Genomic DNA, 22,335 nt, shown 5'->3' on the forward strand with positions numbered 1-22,335 from the left:
GTTGAAATAAGCATATTGTTACCGTTTTCACCAGTCGGTGATTATTTCCACCAATCGAAAAAAAGGGGGATTCTTATTGAATACCACGATGAATCAGGAATGGATGCAATCTCTTCTTTCCTCGTTTCATAACGGCGTCATCGTCATTGATCGATATAACCAGATTGTCTTTCTCAATGACGCAGCAAAACAACTGCTTCACCTCGAAGGAGAAGAGTGGAAAGGCAAAGACATCTTTGCCCTGTTGCCCGAAACAAAGCTCCCACATGTAGCCAAAACAGGGGAACGAATGATCGGGACAGAAGCGATCATTCACGGACGCACCTTTCTTGTCAATCGCACTCCTTTTTATGAAAACGGTGAATTAGCCGGTGCAGTTGCTGTTTTGCAAGATTTCAATGAAATCGAACATTACCGTCAACTTTCCAAACAAATGGAAACAATTATCGAATTCTCAACAGATGGCATCTATGTCGTTGACGGCAACGGCATAACGCTTATGGTCAACTCCGCTTATGAACAAATCACTGGATTTCGGCGTAAGGAGCTGATTGGCCGGCATATGGAGGAACTCGTTCGTGAAGGCTATTTCGATCAATCCGTATCTTTGCTCGTTTTAAAGCAAAAGCAACGTATTTCCATGTTGCAGACCATTGGCGGAAAAAAAGATGTCATCGTCACTGGAAATCCAGTATTCAACGAACAAGGAGACATCGAGATGGTGGTCACGAGCGTCCGCGACATCTCGGAACTGAACAAGCTGAAGCTTGAGTTGGAAAAAGCCAAAAGTTTTTCACAGCTCAACCAGCATCGTTATACGTTCTCCGTCGACAACCGTGAGGAGGCCATGATTTGCCGCAGCCCGGCCATGAAAACACTCATCGACAAAGTAATGCAAATCGCAGCCTACCCAACAACGGTGTTATTGACCGGCCCGTCCGGCGTCGGCAAAGAAGTGATCGCTAATTTGATCCATTATCTCAGCCCACGCAAAGACGCTCCCTTCATTAAAGTCAACTGCGCGGCGATTCCTGAATCGTTGCTTGAGTCAGAGCTGTTCGGCTATGAAAAAGGGGCGTTCACCGGCGCCCAAGCCGGCGGCAAAATCGGTTTGTTTGAACTTGCCGATGGCGGCACGATTTTGCTTGATGAAATTGGAGAAATGCCGCTTTCCTTGCAAGTGAAGCTGTTGCGCGTTCTTCAGGAAAAAAGAATACAGCGCATCGGCGGCCGTAAAGCGAAAGCGCTCGATGTCCGCGTCATTGCCGCCACCAACCAAGACCTTCAAAAGCAAATGGAAGCCGGCCTGTTTCGCGCCGACTTGTACTACCGGCTTCACGTCGTTGAACTGTACGTTCCACCGCTGTCCGAGCGCCCGCAGGACATCGAGCCGCTCCTTGACCATTATTTCAGCTTTTTCTGCGAACAATACCGCATTCCAAAGAAGCTGTCGCCAGCAGCCAAAGCGGTACTGGAGCGATACCATTGGCCCGGCAATGTCCGCGAATTAAAAAACCTAATGGAAAATTTAGTCGTCTCCGTTCCGTCCCGATGCATCGAACCCGATGACTTGCCGTCCCACATCCGCCGTCAAATGGAGTCACCGTCAGCATCGACGCTGAAAGAAAAAGTGGAACAGTACGAAAAACAGCTCGTGTTCGAAACGCTCGAAGCTGCCCCATCGCTCCGCAAAGCGGCTGAACAGCTCGGCATCGATCATTCGACATTAGTGAAAAAATTGCAGCGTTGGGGAATAGCGAAACGTCCGCGGCCGTAACCGACAAGCGCGGACGTTTCACTCATTTCCGCCAAGCTTCCTCGAGCTCCCGCTTCAGCTCTTCGACAAGCTCCGCCGCCGGAAGCTCCCGCGCCAGCCGATATCCCGTCCCGGCCCAAAGCGACATTCCCTCCGGGTCGCCCGCCTTGGCGGCAGCAGCTCGCAGCGGCTTCGTCATATGGTGCACATGCGGATACGCCGCCGGCGCCATGGCGCGATACTCCGCCATAAACCGGTTTACAAGCCCGCGCGCCGGTCGGCCGGTAAACGCCCTCGTCACGGCCGTTTCGGCAAACCGCGGATCGGCAAGCGCCTGCTTATGGAGCGGATGCGCCCCGCTTTCCGGGCAGCGCAAAAACGCCGTCCCGAGCTGCACCGCGCTCGCCCCTGCTTTGAGCGCCGCCGCGATGCCGCGCCCGTCCATGATCCCGCCCGCCGCCACAAGCGGAATCCGAACCGCCGTCCGCACTTGGGCCAGCAGCGGGAACAACGCGAGCGTCTCATCCTTTTTCGGATCGTTGCCAAACGAAGCGCGATGCCCTCCCGCTTCCTCCCCTTGCACACAAAGCGCATTCGCCCCGGCTTCAGCAGCCATGCAGGCTTCTTCCCTTGATGTCACCGTCACCATGACAAACGACCCGGCCTTTTGCAAGGCGGCGATCACTTCTTTGTCCGGGCAGCCGAACGTAAAGCTCACGACCGGCACCCGCTCCTCAAGAAGCACATCAAACTTCGCCTCCCAGTCGTCGTCATCCCATTTCGGCTCGCCGACTGACGCCCCAAGCCGCTCCGCCTCGGATTCGAGCACGGCGCGGTAGCGTTCGAGCGCCTTTTCATCCACTGTTTTGTCCCCCGGCACAAACACATTTACCCCAAACGGCCGATCCGTCAACGTCCGCAGCTCGTGAATTTCCTTCCTCATGGCCTCCGCCGTCTTGTACCCGCCAGCCAAAAACCCAAGCCCGCCGGCGTTGGACACCGCCGCGGCCAGTTCAGGCGTCGACACCCCGCCAGCCATCGGGGCTTGAATGATCGGGATGGGAAGTGTAGAGAACATACGTATCTCCCTTCTTTCGGCTAAAACCGTTTTGCCCCTCTCCTATTTTTTCGCGCTTCGTGCTCGGATTTCCTCCCCCCTTTGTCGAATCAATCTTTACGCCGACTATGTCTTTTGCACGCTCCATGAACGACAGCTGTCCGGCCAACGCGGCGCGTTTTCAACATCTCACATACATATGGTAAGAACAGGTGTTATCCGTTGTTCAATCAATCGATCGAAACATAAAGCGAACAATACGATCCATGCCTAATCGCTGTCACCTGACGTCCAATAAACAGGCTGTTTGTTCATGATTTGTCCCTTTACTCAATATCCTTTAACAAACGGCTGGCCACTTTGATAAACGTTTTGCCATCCTCAAACGAAAAATAGCGCATGCTGTTTTCATGAACAAGTTCTTCGATTTTTGCCCATGTCTCCGTATCGCGGCGATGGTGGATGCGTTCGAGCTTCTCTACTTCCAGCTTCAAGGCACGAACCACCCACTCCGGTTCATCCGCTAGAAATCGCAAAAACTGTTCTTCTAATTGAGCATTGTAAAACGTCTGATTGTAATACGAGTCAAAGAAATATTGAAGATGTTCGAATTCTTTTCGAATGTCCATGTTTCATCTCCACCTTTCAAGTTCTCCTTTCGACAAACGTGGCGGGTCATCCTGCCTTATTGCTTGATCAAACAAAAAACTCCCCAAACCATCCACTGGTTTAGGGAGTTTATCGTCACGGCCGAAACACCTTTAACCGTTTCGCCAGTTCTTTCGTACGCGGATATACATCGCGATAAATCGCAAACAGCTCTTTGTATTTCGCCGCCGCATCCGGCCGCGGTTCGACGACGGATTCGACTTGTTTGAACGCATCCGCGCATTGCTTGAGCGAATCGAACCAACCGACGCCGCACGCGGCGATCATCGCAGCGCCGAGCCCCGGCCCTTGTTCGTTCTTCAGCTTTTCCACCGGGAGATCGAAAATATCGGCTTGGATTTGCAGCCACTCGGCGCTTTTCGCCCCGCCGCCGATCGAGACGACCGAGTCGATCGTTTTGCCGCTCGCTTTGATGATCTCCACCGACTCGTTGAGCGAGAACGTAATGCCTTCGATGACCGCGCGGGCGAAATCCCATTTCGTCTGCGCCGAATCAATGCCGACAAACGACCCGCGAATATCGGCGTCGGCATAAGGCGTCCGCTCGCCGACCAAATATGGCGTAAACAACAAGCCGTTGGCGCCAATCGGCGACTCAGCGGCGCGCTTGACGATCTCGGCAAACGGCACGTCCTCGGCAAACGTCCGCTTCCACCAGTCAAAGCTGTAGCCCGCCGCCAGCGTCACGCCCATGATATAGTAGGCGTTCGGCTCGGCATGGTTGAAGTAATGCACTCGTCCGGCGAAATCTTTTTCCCCACTTTGCTCATACGCCAAGACGACGCCGGATGTGCCGATGCTCGACATCATGCGGCCTTCTGCCAAAATGCCCGCACCCACCGCGCCGCAAGCGTTGTCCGCTCCGCCGGCGAACACGTTCACCGATGCCGGCAGCCCGGTCTGTTCGGCCACCTCCGGACGCAGCGTCCCGACCCATGCCGTCGCCTCAACAAGCGGCGGACAAAGCGAAAGATCGACGCCGACCGCCCGGGCGATCGCCTCGCTCCACGTTTTCGTTTTGATATCCAACAGCAACGTCCCCGCCGCATCCGATACATCCATCGCGATGTGCCCGGTCAAGCGGAAGCGGACGTAATCTTTCGGCAACAAAAACACCCGCGCCCGCTCGTACAGCTCGGGTTCGTGTTGTTTCACCCAAAGGAGCTTCGGCAAGGTGAATCCTTCAAGCGCCTGGTTTTTGGCGATTGCCAGCAGCGCGTCTTGGCCGACCTTTTCTTCAATGTCCCGACACTGTGCTGTCGTTCTCGTATCATTCCACAAAATCGCATTGCGCACCACATTCCCATCGTCATCAAGCAGCACAAGCCCGTGCATCTGTCCGGAAAAACTAAGCCCCACGATCGACTCCGGAGAAACGCCCGCCGTCTCCCAGACGCGGCGCAGTGCGACGATCGTTTTTTCCACCCAATCGTCGGGGCGCTGCTCGCTATAGCCGGAATGCGGCTGGTAGAGAGGATAGGACTCGGTCCATTCCCCTCTTACCTGCCCGTTTCGATCGACAAGCAATACTTTGACTGCACTCGTTCCTAAATCGACGCCAATGACGTATTCCAAAGTCATCCCTCTTTCACGAACGGGATACGCTCGGCACGCTGACTTCCAACAAATATTGGTTGAGCAGCGTTTTCAGCCGCTCTAAGCGGCCGGACGTATTGCGAATTTCGCCGAGCTGCAAGGCATACTCCTCGAGTTTTTTGAAATCGGCCGTTCCTTCGACAATTTCGCGGCCAATGCCTTCCGTATAGCTTTTGTACCGCTCTTCGATGAACTGTTCAAACACGCGGTCTTCCAACAATCGATGCGCGACTTTTAAGCCGATCGCAAAGCTGTCCATCCCGGCGATATGAGCGTAGAACAAATCTTCCGGTTCAAACGAGCCCCGCCGCACTTTCGCGTCAAAGTTCAAGCCGCCGCGTCCAAGGCCGCCGTTTTGCAAAATTTCATACATCGCCAACGTCGTCGTATACAAATCGGTCGGGAATTCGTCCGTATCCCAGCCAAGCAGCATATCGCCTTGGTTCGCATCGACCGAACCGAGCATGCCATGGATGCGGGCGACGCGCAGCTCATGTTCAAACGTATGGCCCGCCAACGTCGCATGATTCGCTTCGATGTTGAATTTGAAATAATCCTTGAGCCCGTACGTTTGCAAGAATGCCAACGCTGTCGCGACATCAAAATCGTATTGATGCTTCGTCGGCTCTTTCGGCTTCGGCTCGATCAAAAACTGGCCGTCAAAACCGATCTCTTTCGCATAGTCGACCGCCATGTGCAAGAAGCGAGCCAAATTGTCAAGCTCCAACTTCATGTCCGTGTTCAGCAGCGTCTCATAACCTTCCCGGCCGCCCCAGAACACGTAGTTTTCCGCTCCGAGCCGCTTCGCGATCTCCAGCCCTTTTTTCACTTTCGCCGCCGCATAGGCGAACACATCGGCATTGCATGACGTTGCCGCCCCGTGAACGAAGCGTGGATGGCTGAACAAGTTCGCTGTATTCCACAGCAGTTTCGTTTTGCTTGTTTTCATGTATTCTTCAATCATATCGACAATTTCATCCAAGTTTTTGTACGTCTCGCTGAGCGTTTCCCCTTCCGGCGCGATGTCGACGTCATGGAAGCAGAAAAACGGAACGTTTAACTTTTCAAACAGCTCAAACGCCGCCTCCACGCGCGCCTTCGCCAAATCCATGCCGCTGTACTTATTCCATGGACGAATCATATTGCCGACGCCAAACGGATCCGATCCATCCCCCGTAAACGTATGCCAATACGCCACCGAAAAGCGCAAATGCTCTTCCATTGTTTTATCGCCGACTTTTTCTTCCGGATTATAAAACTTAAACGCCAACGGATTGCGCGACTCCGGTCCTTCATATGGAATGGTTCCGATATTCGGGAAATACGCCATGTCCAAGTCCTCCTTAAATAAGCGAGAATGATTTGTTTCAGTTTTATTATAACGCTTTCATATTTGTTTGTCTATCATATAAACAAAGTATTCTCACCTGTAAAACCACAACTATGTTGGTTGAAGTTTTACAGGGGGGATGGGCATACGATCCCCCACACTCTAGATGTTACCGTTTTTTATTACGTAATGCTTTACATCCCGACACTTGTTATGATGACTTTCTGTTTCCACAACTGCTTTCAGATTTTAAAATTCAACTTAGTCAACACTAAATCGATACCTTGTCATCGACACCTGCTCCTTGTCAGCCGGCAATACGATCGACGGAAACTGCGGATGGTGAATGGCATCCGGAAGCCCTTGCGTTTCTAAGCAAATGCCGAGATATTTCCGCGACGGCACGCCGCCCAAATCCAACCCTTCCGGCAACTGGTTCGACGTGTACACGACGACGCCGACTTCATCCGTCTCGACGGTCAATATCCGCCCACTCTCTGGATCGGAAAGCACAATCTCTTTGTCATGATGCCGGTCGAGCCAAAACGGATGGTCATAGCCTCCGCCAACGAGTTCGATTTGCGGATGCCCGGATTCGACCGCCTCCCGTATCGTCTTTCCTTGCCGCAAATCAAACGGCGTGCCGGCGACATCCAAGACGCGGCCTGTCGGAATCAACTCCTCATTCAGCTCCAACACACGGGAGCTTTGGATGGTCAGCGTGTGATCCAAAATATCACGCTTGCCGTTGCCGCTTAAGTTAAAATACGTATGGTTCGTCAAATTGACAAGCGTCGTTTTGTTCGAACGGGCCCGGTACGTGACGGTCCATTCGTTGTTATTATTGAGCCAATACGCTACTTGAACATGAACCGTTCCCGGATATCCCTCCTCCCCGTCCGGGCTTGTGTACGAAAAGACGATCCCAACCGCATCATCGCGCTGAACCGGTTCCGCCTGCCAAAGCACGCGATGGAATCCGTTCGGGCCGCCGTGCAAGTGGTTGTTGTTCTCATTTTTCGCCAACCGGTACGTGACGCCATCAAGCTCAAAACTCGCCCCTTGAATGCGCCCCGCCACCCGGCCGATCACCGCGCCAAAGTAAGGCTCATTCTCCACATACGGCTCAAACCGATCAAACCCAAGTACGACATTTTCGATGTTGCTGTTCCGGTCTGGAACGCGGATGTCCGTCACGATGCATCCGTAGTTTGTCGTCGACAGTTCCATGCCGCGATCATTGACCAAGGTGAACAACAGAATATCGTTTCCATTAAGTTCGGACCACTTTTCGTATGTAATGTTCATCTCGATTCTCCTTCCTTTATAATTGTACGATCTCTTCCGTTTTCATCGATGTGCGACAAGCGTCGAGCGCCCGCGCCTGTTTGATCATGCGCTCCGGCGAATACAACAGCGGTGTGCCTTCGAGAATGGCGCGCGAAAAGTGCTCGATTTGCAGCGCGTATTGGTCGCCTGCCACCGTTTCCTCGCGCTCGCTGCCATCAGCCGTTACGATCGTAATCCGTCCCTCTCCATCATCCACATCCGGCCGATACGCCCGCGAAACAATGATTTTCCCCTTCGTGCCAATAACTTCGTATTCGTTCTGAAAGAGCATGTCAAAACTGCACGTGAACTGCACAAGAACACCGTTTTCCATCCTCATCCAACCATTCGTCGTTAAATCGACCGAACGGTGCGGATCAAAATGGGATTGAACAAATAATTCGATTGGTTCGGCGTCAAGGATGTGTCTCGTCGAGTGCACGCAATAGCAGCCGACATCGAATAGGCTTCCCCCGCCAAGCTTAGGGTTCATGCGGATATTCGTTGCCCGGTCTTGCAAGTAAAAGGAGAAATGGGTGCGCATATACTTGACTTCGCCGATCTCGCTAGCGGCCAAAAGCTGTTTGACCCGTTCATGCTGCGGATGGAATTGGTACATGAATGCTTCCATGAATAAAACACCGTTTTCTTCACACGATCTGATCATGCGTCGGACATCCTCTTCACATAAGGCAGCCGGTTTTTCGCAAAGCACATGTTTTTTCTTCTTTGCCGCTTTGATCGTCCATTCCGCGTGCAAGCTGTTCGGAAGCGGAATGTACACCGCATCGATGTCCGGGTCATCAAGCAGCTGTTCGTAGTTGTTATACGCCTTCGGAATCCCGAGCTCCCGCGCCGCTTGATCGGCCTTTCCATTTTCACTGGCGATTGCCATAACTTCCGCATGACTCGTTCGGCGAATCGCCGAAATCATCACCTCTTTGGCAATAGCGGCGGTGCTGATGATGCCAAAGTGGACTTGGCGTTTCATTTTTTCATTCTCTCCTTTCGATTTTCAAAGAGATAGGCTAGCATTAAAATGAGCTAGCCTCTTCCCGCTTTTTTACATCTTGAACTCAACTTGCCTTACTTTTACTTGAGATATCTGCCCAAACGGCAACAATTAAAATTAATCCTTTCACAATGTATTGCCAAAAGGTCTCAATGTTCATCATGCTCATACCGTTATCGATACTAGCCATAATAAGGGCGCCGATAATCCCCCCAACGATATTTCCTCTTCCTCCCATTAGGCTCGTGCCACCAATAACACAAGCAGCAATAGCATCCAGCTCATACATCTCCCCAGCACTGACTGTCGCTGCATTGAGTCGGCTTGTCAAAATGATACCCGCTACCGCCGAAAGTGCTCCCATTAAGATGAAGACAGCTAATACAACACGCTTGATATTGATCCCAGATAGAGCGGCCGCCTCAATATTCCCGCCAATCGCATAAATATATCGTCCAAACGGAGTCTTAACGGCAATCAATACAAAGACAATCGCCAATAAAACAACGATCAGCATCGGAATAGGAACGCCGTAATAACGATTTAACATATACACCAATACTAAAATGCATAGCGAGTAAACTGCTGTTTTGCCATAATCATTTATTTTGGAATTGAGCGTTAAGCCTAACTGTTTTCGTTTCTTTCTATTTCGTCCTAAAGAAAGAAACAATAAAATGATACTGACAGCAACTAAAATGTAGCCGATTACGTAAGGGAGATAACTGTTTCCTATAGCTTCGAAACTATTGTCTAACGGCGCTACAGTCTCCCCATTGCTAATCCCAATCAAAATTCCTCGAAAAACTAACATCCCACCTAAAGTTACAATGAAAGCAGGAACACCTCGATAAGCAACCCACCATCCTTGCCAAAGTCCAATTAATACGCCAGCAACAATAGCTACAACAATAACAGAGACTGTTCCCCAGCCATACCATACTTGCAAAATCGCAGCGATTCCCCCGGTCAGTCCGACAACAGATCCAACTGATAAATCAATATGACCTGCTATAATGACCAGTGTCATACCAATCGCCAAAATCGAAATGACAGACATCTGCATAAATAAGTTCGATAAATTTCGTGACGATATAAACTCTCCATCAGTTAAAACACCGAAAATAACGGCGATAAACACTAATGCTATAATCAGCGTATAAGAACGAAAGTCAAATTTCCATTGTATTTTCCCGTTTGCTTGACTCTCTGAGGTTGCTGTAGAAATCGGGCTTTTCATCCTCATTTTCCTCCCGTTGCACAAGTCATAATTTTCTCTTGGGTGGCCTCATGACGCTGAAACTCCCCGGTTATTCTTCCCTCGGACATGACTAAAATGCGATCCGACATTCCCATGACTTCTGGCAACTCAGATGAAATTAAAACAATTCCCACTCCCTGACTAGCTAACTCGTTAATAATTTTGTAAATTTCGTACTTTGCCCCGACATCGATTCCGCGAGTCGGTTCATCCAAAATCAATATTTTCGGGCTATTTAAAAGCCATTTGCTTAAAACGACTTTTTGCTGGTTTCCACCGCTTAGTTGGGATACTTTCGCTTCTAAAGTAGGAGCTTTTAATTTCATTCTTTTCGTTATTTCTTCTGCCTGCTTCACTTCTAACGCATGATCAATAACGTTCCATTTTGTGACTTTTTTCAAAGCGACAAGAGTGGAATTCTTAATAATATCCATCTCTAAAACGAGACCATACTTTTTTCGGTCTTCAGATACATACGCCATTCCGTACTGAATCGCCTCTGCAGGACGGCGAATATCAACTTGTTTCCCATCAATCCAAACTGTTCCTCTTTTCTTGCCATGATAGGCACCGAATAGGCTAGTAAACAATTCGGTTCTCCCTGAACCCATCAATCCTGAGATTCCGAGAATTTCCCCTGCTTTTAATGAAAATGAAACATCGTGAATTACTTCCCTTCCCGTTTGTTCATCAATGACAGAATAGTGGTCAACTTTGAGAATTTCTTTCCCAACATTCCTTGGTTCATACGGATATAATTCATTTAATTCCCTTCCAACCATTTTTGCAATAATCTGCTCTTCTGTCAGCAGTTCGATACGATCGGTGCTGATTGTTTGGCCATCACGCAAAACGGTTACCGTATCTGCCAATTCCATAACTTCATTCAGTCTATGGGAGATATAAATGCAAGTTACTCCTTGAGAACGAAGATCGCACAAAATATTTTTTAAGGTGGCAACATCACTATCGGTTAATGCTGCTGTCGGTTCGTCTAAAATAATAATTTTAGCATTTTTTGAGAGTGCTTTAGCAATTTCAATTAACTGCTGTTTGCCCACCGTTAAATTGCGAACCTTTGTCTCTGGGTCAATGTCCAACCCAATTTTCTGCAACCATTTCTGTGCCTCAGAATATAAACGATTCCAATCAATATATTTACCTCGCATTAGTTCATGACCGAGAAACAAGTTCTCCGCAACCGTCATTTCCTCGACTACAGCTAGTTCTTGATAAATAATCGCAATTCCTGCTTCTTGAGACTCTTTAATATTTCGAAATCGGACTTCTTTTCCCTCGATATAGATCTTTCCATCATATGTTCCATATGGATAAACACCACTTAAGACTTTCATCAAGGTAGACTTTCCTGCGCCATTTTCACCACAAAGGGCATGAATTTCCCCCTTACGGACAGAAAAAGTCACGTTGTCCAACGCCCGAACCCCTGGAAACTCTTTTGTAATCCCCTTCATTTCCAAAATATACGGTTGCATATATCCCACCTACTAACAAAGATAGTTAGATTAATAAACTAAGTTTAGAAGCTACGGGCAGCATCCATCTCGTTACGACAAGGATGGCTGCCCGTATATCAATCATAACGAATTACGGACGCGGCGGGCGTTTGTCTTCAGGAACATTTTTGTAAACTTCGTCATACGAATGGAATCCATCTTTAATAACAGTGTCAATCACATTATCTTTATCTACCATAATCGGATCCAGTTTAATAAACGGCACGTCTACCTTCCCATTATTCACTGTTTCGTCCGCTTGAATTTTTTCACCCTTCGCCAGCTGTACTGCAACTTCAGCAGACTTTGTTGCGATGCTTTTAATCGGTTTGTACACGGTCATTGATTGAGTTCCTTCCACAATTCGCTGAACGGCAGCCAAGTCGGCGTCCTGGCCAGAAATCGCTACTTTTCCGTCAAGACCTTGAGCCTTCAGCGCTTGAATCGCCCCGCCTGCAGTACTGTCGTTCGATGCTACAATGGCATCAATTTGGTTTTTATTGGCTGTCAATGCATTTTCAATAATTCTCATCGCTTCAGAAGCTTGCCAGTCTTTTGCCCATTGATCCCCGACAACCTTAATATCGCCTTTATCAATCAATGGCTGTAAAACATTCATTTGTCCTTCTCTAAACATCTTCGCGTTATTATCGGTCGGTGAGCCGCCCAATAGGAAGTAGTTTCCTTTAGGTACTTTTTTCACCAAATACTCAGCCTGCATCTCACCGACACGCACGTTGTCAAAGGAAACATACGCATCGACATCTGCATTCATAATCAGGCGGTCATAGGCTAGCACTTTGACCCCTTCTTTTTTAGCTTGCTGAACAACAGGAGATAATGATTCTGTATTAACAGCTACAATGACTAAAACGTCAATTCCTTGGGATAACATGTTTTGTATTTGGGATAATTGTTTCTCACTATCCCCGTTCGCTGACTGGACGATGACATCAGCTCCCAGCTTTTTCGCCTCTTGTACAAAGATATCACGGTCATGCTGCCATCTTTCTAGTGTTAGGTCAGATACGGAAAAGCCAATTTTAATTTTCTCGTCTTGACCTGTCTGGCCCCCACTTTTGTTTCCGCTTTCATTTTTGGCAACGTCTTGTCCGCAAGCGGAAAGCATTAGCAAAACGAGAGACAACAGTAGAACAGAAATGAAAATTTTTCGGACGGTCTTCATTGTGATCCCCCTTTATTATTTTCTAGAACTTTCAGTATAAATTATAAGATAATTATCTTGGTTTGTCTATCATACAAACGAATATAATATAAATTTTTTTATTTAGGGAAACATCTCCTTACGATGAACAGGGATTAATCTAGGGGCAGTAACTTCAACTCAAGCATAATCTTCAACCAACTGGGGATTCTTATATTTATGTTAACGGGGGATGGGGGATCACTCTCTCTTCGTCCCCCTAGTCCCAAAACTAGTAGATAAAATGATCAATCACTATTTTATACCTAACCTACTTCTCACTAATATCCTCGATGAACCACCTTGTTCAACCCCCTCTCTTTTCTCTTCCATACAGCAATCATCCCTATGGCGATGAGCCCGAGGGTGCCGGCGAAATAAAAAGCGAAAGGAAGAGCGATGAGCTCGTTGACGATGCCGGCAAGGTACGGACCGCCAAACATGCCGATGGCGTAAATCGCCTGATACGTTCCCATGGCGGTCGCCTTTTGGCTTTCATCAACGGATTCAATCGACATTCCTAACAACAAAGGGAATAAAAGGCCGAGGAAAAAGCCGCTCCCGATTTGGACGATATAAACAAACAAGCTTCCGCTGGCAACTGGAATCAAGAACGTAAACAAGGCGCTGCCGAAAAAGGCAATGGCCAAGGACCGCCATTTTCCGAGTAAAGGAACGACCGTCTTTCCGATGAACACCGTCGCAATGGCGTGAGGGATCATAAAGCAAACCATCAGAAGGCTTAAATCGTTTTCATTGAGGCCTGTCCTTAAGGCATACGCCGGTGTGAAGCCAAAGATGGTCGTAAACATGATCCCGTGGGCCAACACGGATAAAACGGAGACTTTGAGCAACAACGGTTCCTTCATCACAGAAAAAAGGTCTTTGAGTTGGACGGTTTGCGGCCGCGCCGATCTCTCGCCTTGTTTTTCCTCCTTAATGGATAAGGAGAGAACAACACCCACCGCGGCCAGACATCCCCCAGCCCAAAACGGGGCGTGCCATCCCCAGCGGTCCACGATCGATCCGCTCACGGTCATGCCGACCAGCTGTGCCAACACCACGACAAGCGAAATTTGGCCCATCGCCCGATGGGTGTCTTCCGGACGGAAGTAACTAGCATACAGAACCGTAAAGACGACCCACGTCGCGGCGGCGACGCCAGCGAGCGCTCTTGCCACAAGCGCCCATCCTAAGCTGTTCGTGATCGCAAACAGCCACCCGCTTCCCATAGCAGCCGCCATACCGAGCGTGACAAACGGCTTTCTCCTTTGCACCATATCCGAGACAAGGCCGATCGGAATGCGGCATAAAAACTGCATGAGGCCGTAACTGCCCAAGACAAGCCCGACAAACGAATACGCCCCTCCCAGCTGTTCCACATACGGAGACAGGATCGGTATATAAATAAAAAGAGACAACCAAAAGAAAAAGGAGGCGATGAGGAACATCGCCACATCCTTGCGCCATGGGCTGTGAGCCACCCCACTCCCCCCTTTGCGTGTTCATGTATGGCTACACCGAAGGCAACAAGGTCTCTGTTGCCTTCTTTGCCGAACCGAATTCGCGAATTTTTTGTTTGACCGTCTGTTTCACTTCTTCTCTTCCGGCGCCAAGGTATTTCCTCGGATCATACAGTCCCTCGTTCTCGCGGAACATGCGGCAAATGCCGCGGGTAAAGGCCCATTGGTTCTCGGTGTTGACATTGATTTTCGCCGTTCCGAAGGAAATCGCCTTTTGAATATCGGCCAGCGGAATTCCTGTTCCGCCATGCAGGACAAGAGGAACCCCAGTTCGGCGCCCGATCTCTTCCATCTGGGCAAATCCCAGCTTTGGCTTCCCTTTGTACGGGCCGTGAACCGAACCTAACGCCGGAGCGAGGCAGTCGACCCCTGTTTCTTTCACAAGGCGTTCGCATTCCTCAGGAATGGCATACATGGCTTCTGCTTCGTCCACCACCAAGTCGTCCTCCTGCCCCCCGATCCTCCCCACTTCCGCTTCGACCGAGGCGCCAAACTCCCGGGCGGCTTTGACGACTTGTTTCGTGATGGAAATATTTTGTTCTAACGGATGATGGGATGCATCGATCATCACCGAAGTAAACCCGGCTTCCATCGCTTCGAGGCATTGTTCATAGGAAGAGCCGTGATCCAAATGAAGCGCGACCGGCACCGTGATGCGGTACTCCTTCACGAGCTCTTTCACCATGGCCGCTGCGGTCCGCAACCCACCGAGATGGTCAATATATCCCGGACTCACGGCCAAAATGACCGGCGCTTCTTCTTCCTCAGCCCCCAGCAAAATGGCCTGGGCAAATTCCAAATTGTTGATGTTGAAATGTCCGACGGCATATCTTCCTTGCCATGCCCGTTGCAGCATGTTTTTCATCGACACAAGCGGCATTGTTCTTCCTCCTTTTCAATATACGGAAAACGTATCAAGCGCTCTTGCGGAGCTTGATACGTTTTCGAACGCATTACCAGCGGGAGGTCACCATTTTTTTGCGCGTATAAAACTCGACGCCATCCATGCCGTTCGCATGAAGATCGCCATAAAACGAGTTTTTCCATCCGGAGAATGGGAAGAACGCCATCGGCGCGGGAACTCCTAAGTTGACGCCTAACATGCCGGCGTCGATTTCCTCGCGGAATTTGCGGACATTCCCCCCGTCTCTTGTATAGATGCACGCTCCATTGGCAAACGGAGACTTGTTGGCCACCTCAATGGCTTCATCTAATGTCTCGACCCGTACGATCGAAAGAACAGGGGCGAAAATTTCGTCTTTCCAAATGGTCATGTCAGTAGTGACTCGGTCAAAGATCGTCGGACCGATAAAGTATCCATTGTCCTGAACCGCGGCGTCCTTTCGTCCGTCGCGCACCAGAATGGCCCCTTCCTTTTCCCCAAGTTCAATATACTTCACGGTCCGTTGCTTATGGGCTTCGCGAATGACCGGGCCTAAAAAGACGCTCTCCTCCAGCCCATTGCCGATTTTCAATTCATTCGCGGCCGCCACCAGCTTCTCGACAAGTTCATCGGCAATCTCCCCAACCGCGACAACGACCGACGCCGCCATGCACCGTTCTCCCGCCGAGCCGAACGCCGCGTTAATAATTTCACGGACCGCAACATTCAAATCGGCATCCGGCATGACAATGGAATGGTTTTTCGCCCCCGTCAACGCTTGAACCCGTTTGCCGTGAGCCGCTGCCGTTTTGTACACATACTCGCCGACCGGCTGGGAGCCGACAAACGAGATGGCTTTCACATCCGGGTGCTCCAACAGCCCGTTCACGACATCATGCGCCCCATGGACGATGTTAAGCACCCCGTCCGGAAGCCCAGCCTCTTTAAACAGTTCAGCCAAACGATTCGCCAACATCGGCGTGCGCTCGGACGGTTTTAAGACGAACGTGTTTCCGCACGCAATCGCCAGCGGGAACATCCAGCAAGGGACCATCATCGGGAAGTTAAACGGCGTGATGCCCCCCACGACGCCGATCGGATACCGGTACATCCCCGATTCAATGCCGGTCGCAATATCTGGAAGCTGCCGCCCCATCATGAGCGTCGGCGCACCGGCCGCAAATTCGACGCATTCAATGCCGCGTTGCACTTCCCCATAAGCTTCGTTGTAGCTTTTGCCGTTTTCTAACGTCACCAATCGGGCCAGCTCTTCCCAATGCTCGACAAGCAACTGCTGATATTTAAACAAGATTCTTGCCCGGCGCGGCACCGGCGTTTTGCGCCATGTTTTGAACGCCTCTTTGGCAGCTCGGACCGCTTCGTCCAACTCCTCGCGGCTTGAAATCGGAACGTAGGCCAACACTTCGCCCGTTGCCGGGTTCGGAACGGCTTCCGTCTTCCCGGAACGAGACTCGACCCATTGCCCGCCAATATAGTTTTTTAAGGTTTGCACTCCCGTTGTCATCGTCATGTCCATGTTCCCCCTTCTTTTTATTTCCGAGCAGCTGAACCGTTGCGATGTTGTTCGATGAACTGTTCGATTTGCGCCAATGTCGGCATCGCATCCGAGCAGCTATGGCTTGAGATGACAATCGACGCCGCAGCTGCCCCGTATTCCATTGCCTTTGGAATCGGCCAATCGTTCATTAGCCCGTAGATAAATCCTGCGGCATACGAGTCGCCGGCCCCAAACGTTTTGACAATATTTGCTGGGAAAATCGTGCCGACAAACGTTTCTCCAGTTTTCGTATAAGCAATAGACCCGTCTTTGCCATGCTTAATGACAACGATTTTCGCGTTGTAATCAAACCATTTTCGCGCTGTTTGTTCATCATCGCGCCGCTGGCCGTCAAACCGCTCCATCATGTCAAATTCTTCTCTCGTGCCGATGATCACGTCGCATTTTTCGGCTGCCAAGTTGTAATAGATCGCTGTTTCCTCTTTGGATTGCCACGTATATGGGCGATAATCCAAATCGAACACAACGACGGTTCCATGGCGTCTTGCGTAGTCCAACGCTAAAAACACCGCTTCTCTTGACGGGCTTTTCGCTAAAGCTGTCCCGGAAATCAACAGGCATTTGGCGCGCCGAATATAGTCTTCGTCAATATCGTTCGGTTCCAGCTTCAAATCAGCGACATTATCGCGATACATTAGGATGCTGCAGTCGGTCGGGCTCTTGATTTCGGTAAAAGCCAAGCCCGTCACACTGCCGGACTTGTCGGTAATGACATGGGACGTATCAATTCCATTGTTTTTTAAATATCGGACAATAAATCGACCCATTTGGTCGTCGGCCACTCGGCCGATAAACCCTGTTTTCATGCCGAGCCGGGCCATGCCGATGGCAATATTCGCCGGAGATCCGCCGACATATTTCGTAAACGTCATCGTTTCTTCCATCGGCCGATGGATTTCATTGGCGTTCAAATCGATGCATAGCCGGCCAACGGCGATAAAATCCAACGGTTTTTGCTGGTCAAATGGGAGGAAACTCATCGAACCGCCTCTTTCCTGTCGTCTTTTTAGATTATTTCTCCTTCTGTTTGGCCGCGAGCTTGCTTTCCATCACCCAGTCATGGTCCGGGTCATTATGAAACTTCCACGTCCGCACCGGCCCGGCCATGACGTTCAAGTAATACCCCTCATACCCTGGGGGAGCGGAAACCGGATGGTAGCCTTTCGGGACTAAGACGACATCCCCGTTTTTCACGACCATCGTTTCGTCGATGGAACGATCATCGGTGTACACACGCTGCACCATAAAACCGTGACCGGGATTGATTTTATGATAATACGTTTCTTCCAAATACGACTCATGGGGCAAGTTGTCTTGGTCGTGTTTATGCGGGGGGTAGCTCGACCAGTTTCCTTCCGGCGTAAACACTTCAACGACAAGCAAGCTGTCGGCCGGTTGGGATTCCGGAAGAATGTTATGCACCCGCCGTTCAATATTTCCTGCTCCCCGTATTTCAACTCCTACTTCGCTTGGGGGGATCAATCGCGCCGGATATGTACCTTTCCCCGGCGCTAAACAAACCGCTACTTCCACATCCGTCATCGCTTCGACTTCATACACATCGTTTGCCGGAACATAGACCGAGTATGGCGGAACTTTCTCAAACACATCCATTCTCAATCCGATCTGTTCCCACCGCTCCAGCTTCGTAGATATGTTCGCTTTCCCTTTGAGAAGAACAAGGCAAGCCTCCTGATCCTTCGTCTCTTTTCGCAATGTTTGTCCTTTTGCCAACACATACACTTCAAACCCGACGTACTCCCACCCCACTGATTCCGGTGTTACGCGGACGACGTTCCCTTCTTCATTCGGCGAATGGCTTGGTATGATCAGTCGGCTCATCGTTTCATCCTCCCCCCCTTACCGCTTTTGGGCCGCCAAGAGATGATGAACAAGGCGGTCAATATATTCTTTGGCCATTTTGGCGTACGTGTACGGGTGCGCCACAGCCGGGTCCTGTTCTGCTTCGACGATGATCCAGCCGTTATAGTCCATCTCAATCAATTTGGCAAAAATCGGAACAAAGTCAATGCATCCATCTCCAGGAACCGTAAACATGCCACGCAACACCGCCGTGCGAAAGTCGAGTTGTTCCCGTCTCACCAGCTCGAGCACATCGTGCCTTACGTCTTTCAAATGAACGTATTGAATGCGATCCGCATACCGATGCAACAGTTCAACTGGATCATATCCGCCATATAACGCATGCCCTGTGTCATACAAGAGATGGACAAGATTCGGATCCGTCAACTCCATTAAGCGATCGATCTCTTCCGCCGTTTCGACGACTGTTCCCGCGTGAAAGTGGTAAACAAGTTTCATTCCTAGCTCTTGGCATATATGCGCGGCGCGATGCAATCCGTCAACAAGGGACTCCCATTCGGAATCCGTGAGCCGTTGAATCGTTTTTTCTTCTGGCGCCCGGCGCGGATCCCAGTGCATCGATCCCCCCATCTCGCAGACAATCGCATACTTGCATCCCATATCGTGCAAATATTCCGCCCAAGACCGGAACGTCTTGAGTTCCTCTTCAAGACGAGAACGGTCTGAAAAGAGCACGCCGATGAATTTGCTGGCGAGCTCGATGCCATATTGGTTCAGTTTTGCCCTCAATGACGGGGGATCTTGGGAAAAGAGGCGCCCCATTTCCGTTGCAACATACCCAAGCTCCGCCATTTCGGATAAGACTTGATCTTGGGTATAGTGATCACCCAGTCCCGGAATATCATCATTGACCCAGCTGATCGGGGCAATGCCGATACGAAAAGGATTAACCGTTTTTTCCATCTCTCTCACTCCAGTTGTTCAATATTTTCTTGCCCTTTGCAATTGTTGTTCTTTCCGCTTGTATGCCTCCGCAATTTTTGGGTTCCGGGACACTTCCGCCACCCCGACATGCCACCATGACTCATAATCATGGGTCATCGTTTTTGGAAGCACCTTAATATCGATCAATGTCGACACCGATTGTTGTTTGGCATCTTCGAGCGCTTCTTTTAATTGCTCGAGCGTGTGCACTTTATACGTTTTCACCCCGTAACCGGCCGCGCTTTGCGCGAAGTCAATCGGAATCAAGCTCCCGTCTAAGCGCCCGGTTTCTTCGTTGCGGTAGCGGAATTCTGTGGCGAAACTGCCCATTCCATGACCCATTTGCAAGTTGTTAATGCAGCCGAATCCACCATTATCAAATAGGAGAACATTGATTTTTTTCTTTTCCTGAATGCTCGTTACAAGCTCCGAGTGAAGCATTAAGTAGCTGCCATCGCCGACCATCGCATAGACTTCTTTATCCGGCTCCGCCATTTTCACGCCAAGCGCACCAGCAATCTCATACCCCATGCACGAATAGCCGTACTCCATATGATACGTATTGGGCCGGCGCGCCACCCACATGCGCTGCAAATCCCCCGGCAAGCTGCCTGCCGCTCCGATGATAATGGCGTCGTCATCGATCCACTCGTTAATCGCGCCAATGACTTCCGTTTGCGTTAACGAAGAATCGAAAAACTCGGAATACTCAGTCAAAACCTCATCGAGATGGCCGGCCACCTCCGGCTGAAAGCCCGACTGGCGGTAGCGGACGTGATGCAGTCGGTTAAGCTCTTCTTCCCACGCCTTTTTCGCGATGTCTATTTCATTCGTATAGCCGGATCGATACCCGATTTTCTCCAACTCTTCGGTTAAGGCGAGAAGAGCAAGTTTCGCATCTGCCACTACGCGGACGGCATCCAATTTGCAAGCATCAAAGACCGAGACATTGATCGTCAAAAATTCTACTTCAGGATGTTGGAAAAGCTGTTTCGACCCTGTCGTAAAATCGGTGTAACGGGTGCCAATCCCAATGACCAAATCGGCTTCCTTCGCAATTATATTGGCGGCAAGGTTGCCGGTGACGCCAATTCCCCCGAGATTGTATGGGTGGGCGCTTTCCACCGCGCTTTTGCCGGCTTGCGTTTCCCCGTAAGGAATGTGAAATTTCTCGGCAAACTGTTTCAGTTCTTCCGCTGCTTCCGAATAGCGGACGCCGCCGCCGCAAATGATGATCGGTTTTTTCTTTCTGCGAATGAGCTCCACCGCCTCATGAATCGCCGCTTTCGCCGGAACGCGGCGTTCAATGCGGTGAATCCGTTTTTGGAAAAAGGATTCAGGAAAATCGTACGCTTCCCCTTGCACATCTTGAGGCAAGGCAATGGTGACTGCTCCGGTGTTGGCGGGATCGGTCAGTACCCGCATCGCTTGAATCATCGCCGGCATCAGCTGCTCGGGGCGGCTGATGCGATCCCAATATTTGCTGACGGCACGAAACGCATCGTTTGTGGAAATGGTCAAATCATGCCAGTGCTCGATTTGTTGAAGCACGGGATCGGGCTGTCTTGTCGCAAACGTATCTCCCGGAAGCAATAACACCGGAATGTGGTTCGCCGAAGCTGTCGCCGCTGCCGTCACCATATTCGCCGCCCCGGGACCGACGGATGACGTGCATGCCATGATTTGCCGACGGTGTTTTTGTTTTGCAAAGGCAATCGCCGCATGTGCCATTCCTTGTTCATTGCGCCCTTGGTACACTTCGAGCTCTCCGGGATCTTCCTCAAGCGCTTGACCAAGGCCGAGTACATTACCATGGCCGAAAATCGTAAAAACACCTTTGACAAATTTCTGTACACGACCATCGAACTCCACGTACTGCTGGTTTAAAAACTTGACTAATGCTTGGGCGGTTGTTAAGCGGATCGTGTTCACCGGTTTCCCTCCCGTAGATGTTCAAACTCGTTCGATCTCAAAATACCGACGGAGAACGTTCTCCATTTTGATCTTTCCGGTTTGAATTGCTGCCTCTGCCTCCCATTGCCAATACTCAGGTCGAAATAACTCAATGGATGCCATATCATTGTAACCAATGGATTGAAGCGTGCGTAAAATGCCATCCAAGTCAATCGCCCCGTCCCCCGGCCACACTCGATGGCGATCGCGTAACGCTCCTACCGGAAAATCTTCACAATCATCGATATGAAAGACGAAAATGTCCGTTGGATCGGCCGCCTGCAAGTCTTCGAGCTGGGAGTTCATTGCATGGAAATGGAAGCAGTCAAGAACAAGGCCCACTTGACTGCTGTCCACCGCTTTGACAATCTCATACGCCTGTGTAAACGTGTTGACGGAACAATTCGGGTATCCGCAAAACTCGAAGGCGATTTTTACGCCGTACGGTTCGCTGAACTCTGCTAACTCTCGCAACACGCGAACGGTTTCCGCTTTGATTTCCGACTTCGTATAATCGCCGACATCAAACGTCGGGACCGCAATCACCGTTTTGCAACCAATTTGTTGGCCGATTTCACATAAGAACTGTAGATCACGAAGGATTTGGCCGAATCCTTCCTCATCGCGGAACGTGATAAACTCCAGCGCATTGAAGGCATACGGTTTCAAACGATGAAAAGCAAAGAATTGTTTCAAGTCGTCAACCGTATAGGAAGCGAGAAATTCTTTCAACTTATCAAGCCGAATTTCAATGCCGTCATAACCATATTTTTCACATAGTTCTAAGTCATTCTTTAATGTAGAATTTTTTAGCGTCGTCGCTTCATTAAATACAAGCTTCATCATTTTCCTCCAACC

General features: G+C 50.0%; 18 protein-coding genes. 1 reads left to right on the forward strand and 17 read right to left on the reverse strand.

Annotation, left to right across the window (positions count from 1 at the left end; all coding sequences use genetic code 11):
• Nucleotides 1-76: 76 nt before the first annotated feature.
• Entirely contained in the window at nucleotides 77-1,777 is a 1,701-nt protein-coding gene (locus GT3570_RS08910) for a sigma-54 interaction domain-containing protein (protein WP_082816476.1), read from the forward strand.
• Nucleotides 1,778-1,799: 22 nt separating this feature from the next.
• On the opposite strand, the gene GT3570_RS08915 is transcribed toward GT3570_RS08910, so the two are convergent.
• The 17 genes from GT3570_RS08915 to GT3570_RS08995 form a co-directional block, all read right to left on the reverse strand.
• The gene (locus GT3570_RS08915; RefSeq protein WP_062898648.1) at nucleotides 1,800-2,834 is read right to left on the reverse strand and encodes an NAD(P)H-dependent flavin oxidoreductase; all 1,035 of its coding nucleotides are present in this window, start codon (nucleotides 2,832-2,834) and stop codon (nucleotides 1,800-1,802) included.
• 305 nt (nucleotides 2,835-3,139) lie between these two features.
• Nucleotides 3,140-3,442 (reverse strand): hypothetical protein, encoded by a 303-nt coding sequence (locus GT3570_RS08920; RefSeq protein WP_011231363.1) that lies wholly within the window; start codon nucleotides 3,440-3,442, stop codon nucleotides 3,140-3,142.
• Nucleotides 3,443-3,557: 115 nt separating this feature from the next.
• Nucleotides 3,558-5,057, reverse strand: coding sequence for a xylulokinase (xylB, locus tag GT3570_RS08925; protein WP_062898649.1), 1,500 nt, complete (start codon nucleotides 5,055-5,057; stop codon nucleotides 3,558-3,560).
• 13 nt (nucleotides 5,058-5,070) lie between these two features.
• On the reverse strand, nucleotides 5,071-6,408 hold the full coding sequence (gene xylA, locus GT3570_RS08930) for a xylose isomerase (RefSeq protein WP_033012686.1): 1,338 nt from the start codon (nucleotides 6,406-6,408) through the stop codon (nucleotides 5,071-5,073).
• A gap of 261 nt (nucleotides 6,409-6,669) precedes the next feature.
• On the reverse strand, nucleotides 6,670-7,716 hold the full coding sequence (locus GT3570_RS08935; protein ID WP_047753057.1) for an aldose epimerase family protein: 1,047 nt from the start codon (nucleotides 7,714-7,716) through the stop codon (nucleotides 6,670-6,672).
• A 16-nt stretch (nucleotides 7,717-7,732) separates the two neighbouring features.
• A complete protein-coding gene (locus GT3570_RS08940; protein WP_062898650.1) occupies nucleotides 7,733-8,728 on the reverse strand; it encodes a Gfo/Idh/MocA family protein in 996 nt (331 codons plus the stop codon).
• An 85-nt stretch (nucleotides 8,729-8,813) separates the two neighbouring features.
• Nucleotides 8,814-9,989 carry a sugar ABC transporter permease gene (locus tag GT3570_RS08945; RefSeq protein ID WP_047753054.1) on the reverse strand — a complete coding sequence of 392 codons (1,176 nt, stop codon included), beginning with the start codon at nucleotides 9,987-9,989 and terminating at the stop codon, nucleotides 8,814-8,816.
• Between the two features lie 2 nt (nucleotides 9,990-9,991).
• Nucleotides 9,992-11,506 carry a xylose ABC transporter ATP-binding protein gene (locus GT3570_RS08950; protein ID WP_062898651.1) on the reverse strand — a complete coding sequence of 505 codons (1,515 nt, stop codon included), beginning with the start codon at nucleotides 11,504-11,506 and terminating at the stop codon, nucleotides 9,992-9,994.
• 112 nt (nucleotides 11,507-11,618) lie between these two features.
• On the reverse strand, nucleotides 11,619-12,713 hold the full coding sequence (xylF, locus tag GT3570_RS08955; RefSeq protein ID WP_062898652.1) for a D-xylose ABC transporter substrate-binding protein: 1,095 nt from the start codon (nucleotides 12,711-12,713) through the stop codon (nucleotides 11,619-11,621).
• Between the two features lie 299 nt (nucleotides 12,714-13,012).
• A complete protein-coding gene (locus GT3570_RS08960) occupies nucleotides 13,013-14,215 on the reverse strand; it encodes an MFS transporter (RefSeq protein ID WP_306462099.1) in 1,203 nt (400 codons plus the stop codon).
• Nucleotides 14,216-14,246: 31 nt separating this feature from the next.
• Nucleotides 14,247-15,134, reverse strand: coding sequence for a class II fructose-1,6-bisphosphate aldolase (gene fba / locus GT3570_RS08965; RefSeq protein WP_062898653.1), 888 nt, complete (start codon nucleotides 15,132-15,134; stop codon nucleotides 14,247-14,249).
• A gap of 73 nt (nucleotides 15,135-15,207) precedes the next feature.
• Nucleotides 15,208-16,668 (reverse strand): CoA-acylating methylmalonate-semialdehyde dehydrogenase, encoded by a 1,461-nt coding sequence (locus tag GT3570_RS08970; protein ID WP_062898654.1) that lies wholly within the window; start codon nucleotides 16,666-16,668, stop codon nucleotides 15,208-15,210.
• Between the two features lie 20 nt (nucleotides 16,669-16,688).
• On the reverse strand, nucleotides 16,689-17,696 hold the full coding sequence (iolC, locus tag GT3570_RS08975) for a 5-dehydro-2-deoxygluconokinase (protein ID WP_011231378.1): 1,008 nt from the start codon (nucleotides 17,694-17,696) through the stop codon (nucleotides 16,689-16,691).
• A gap of 31 nt (nucleotides 17,697-17,727) precedes the next feature.
• Nucleotides 17,728-18,558 (reverse strand): 5-deoxy-glucuronate isomerase, encoded by an 831-nt coding sequence (iolB, locus tag GT3570_RS08980; RefSeq protein WP_011231379.1) that lies wholly within the window; start codon nucleotides 18,556-18,558, stop codon nucleotides 17,728-17,730.
• Between the two features lie 18 nt (nucleotides 18,559-18,576).
• On the reverse strand, nucleotides 18,577-19,503 hold the full coding sequence (gene iolE, locus GT3570_RS08985; protein ID WP_011231380.1) for a myo-inosose-2 dehydratase: 927 nt from the start codon (nucleotides 19,501-19,503) through the stop codon (nucleotides 18,577-18,579).
• Between the two features lie 18 nt (nucleotides 19,504-19,521).
• On the reverse strand, nucleotides 19,522-21,456 hold the full coding sequence (iolD, locus tag GT3570_RS08990) for a 3D-(3,5/4)-trihydroxycyclohexane-1,2-dione acylhydrolase (decyclizing) (protein WP_042380747.1): 1,935 nt from the start codon (nucleotides 21,454-21,456) through the stop codon (nucleotides 19,522-19,524).
• Between the two features lie 21 nt (nucleotides 21,457-21,477).
• Nucleotides 21,478-22,320, reverse strand: coding sequence for a sugar phosphate isomerase/epimerase family protein (locus GT3570_RS08995; RefSeq protein ID WP_042380806.1), 843 nt, complete (start codon nucleotides 22,318-22,320; stop codon nucleotides 21,478-21,480).
• Between the last annotated feature and the right edge of the window lie 15 nt (nucleotides 22,321-22,335).

The sequence above is a fragment of the Geobacillus thermoleovorans genome, from assembly GCF_001610955.1.
Classification (GTDB): domain Bacteria; phylum Bacillota; class Bacilli; order Bacillales; family Anoxybacillaceae; genus Geobacillus; species Geobacillus thermoleovorans.

What these genes read in the sequence shown, in the direction of transcription:
- iolB (WP_011231379.1), bottom strand. Translation starts at nt 18,558, where the DNA reads ATGAGCCGACTGATCATACCAAGCCATTCGCCGAATGAAGAAGGGAAC.
- GT3570_RS08950 (WP_062898651.1), bottom strand. Translation starts at nt 11,506, where the DNA reads ATGCAACCGTATATTTTGGAAATGAAGGGGATTACAAAAGAGTTTCCA.
- GT3570_RS08915 (WP_062898648.1), bottom strand. Translation starts at nt 2,834, where the DNA reads ATGTTCTCTACACTTCCCATCCCGATCATTCAAGCCCCGATGGCTGGC.
- GT3570_RS08970 (WP_062898654.1), bottom strand. Translation starts at nt 16,668, where the DNA reads ATGACGATGACAACGGGAGTGCAAACCTTAAAAAACTATATTGGCGGG.
- GT3570_RS08935 (WP_047753057.1), bottom strand. Translation starts at nt 7,716, where the DNA reads ATGAACATTACATACGAAAAGTGGTCCGAACTTAATGGAAACGATATT.
- iolE (WP_011231380.1), bottom strand. Translation starts at nt 19,503, where the DNA reads ATGGAAAAAACGGTTAATCCTTTTCGTATCGGCATTGCCCCGATCAGC.
- GT3570_RS08945 (WP_047753054.1), bottom strand. Translation starts at nt 9,989, where the DNA reads ATGAAAAGCCCGATTTCTACAGCAACCTCAGAGAGTCAAGCAAACGGG.
- iolC (WP_011231378.1), bottom strand. Translation starts at nt 17,696, where the DNA reads ATGAGTTTCCTCCCATTTGACCAGCAAAAACCGTTGGATTTTATCGCC.
- GT3570_RS08940 (WP_062898650.1), bottom strand. Translation starts at nt 8,728, where the DNA reads ATGAAACGCCAAGTCCACTTTGGCATCATCAGCACCGCCGCTATTGCC.
- GT3570_RS08920 (WP_011231363.1), bottom strand. Translation starts at nt 3,442, where the DNA reads ATGGACATTCGAAAAGAATTCGAACATCTTCAATATTTCTTTGACTCG.
- xylA (WP_033012686.1), bottom strand. Translation starts at nt 6,408, where the DNA reads ATGGCGTATTTCCCGAATATCGGAACCATTCCATATGAAGGACCGGAG.
- fba (WP_062898653.1), bottom strand. Translation starts at nt 15,134, where the DNA reads ATGCCGCTTGTGTCGATGAAAAACATGCTGCAACGGGCATGGCAAGGA.
- xylF (WP_062898652.1), bottom strand. Translation starts at nt 12,713, where the DNA reads ATGAAGACCGTCCGAAAAATTTTCATTTCTGTTCTACTGTTGTCTCTC.
- GT3570_RS08995 (WP_042380806.1), bottom strand. Translation starts at nt 22,320, where the DNA reads ATGAAGCTTGTATTTAATGAAGCGACGACGCTAAAAAATTCTACATTA.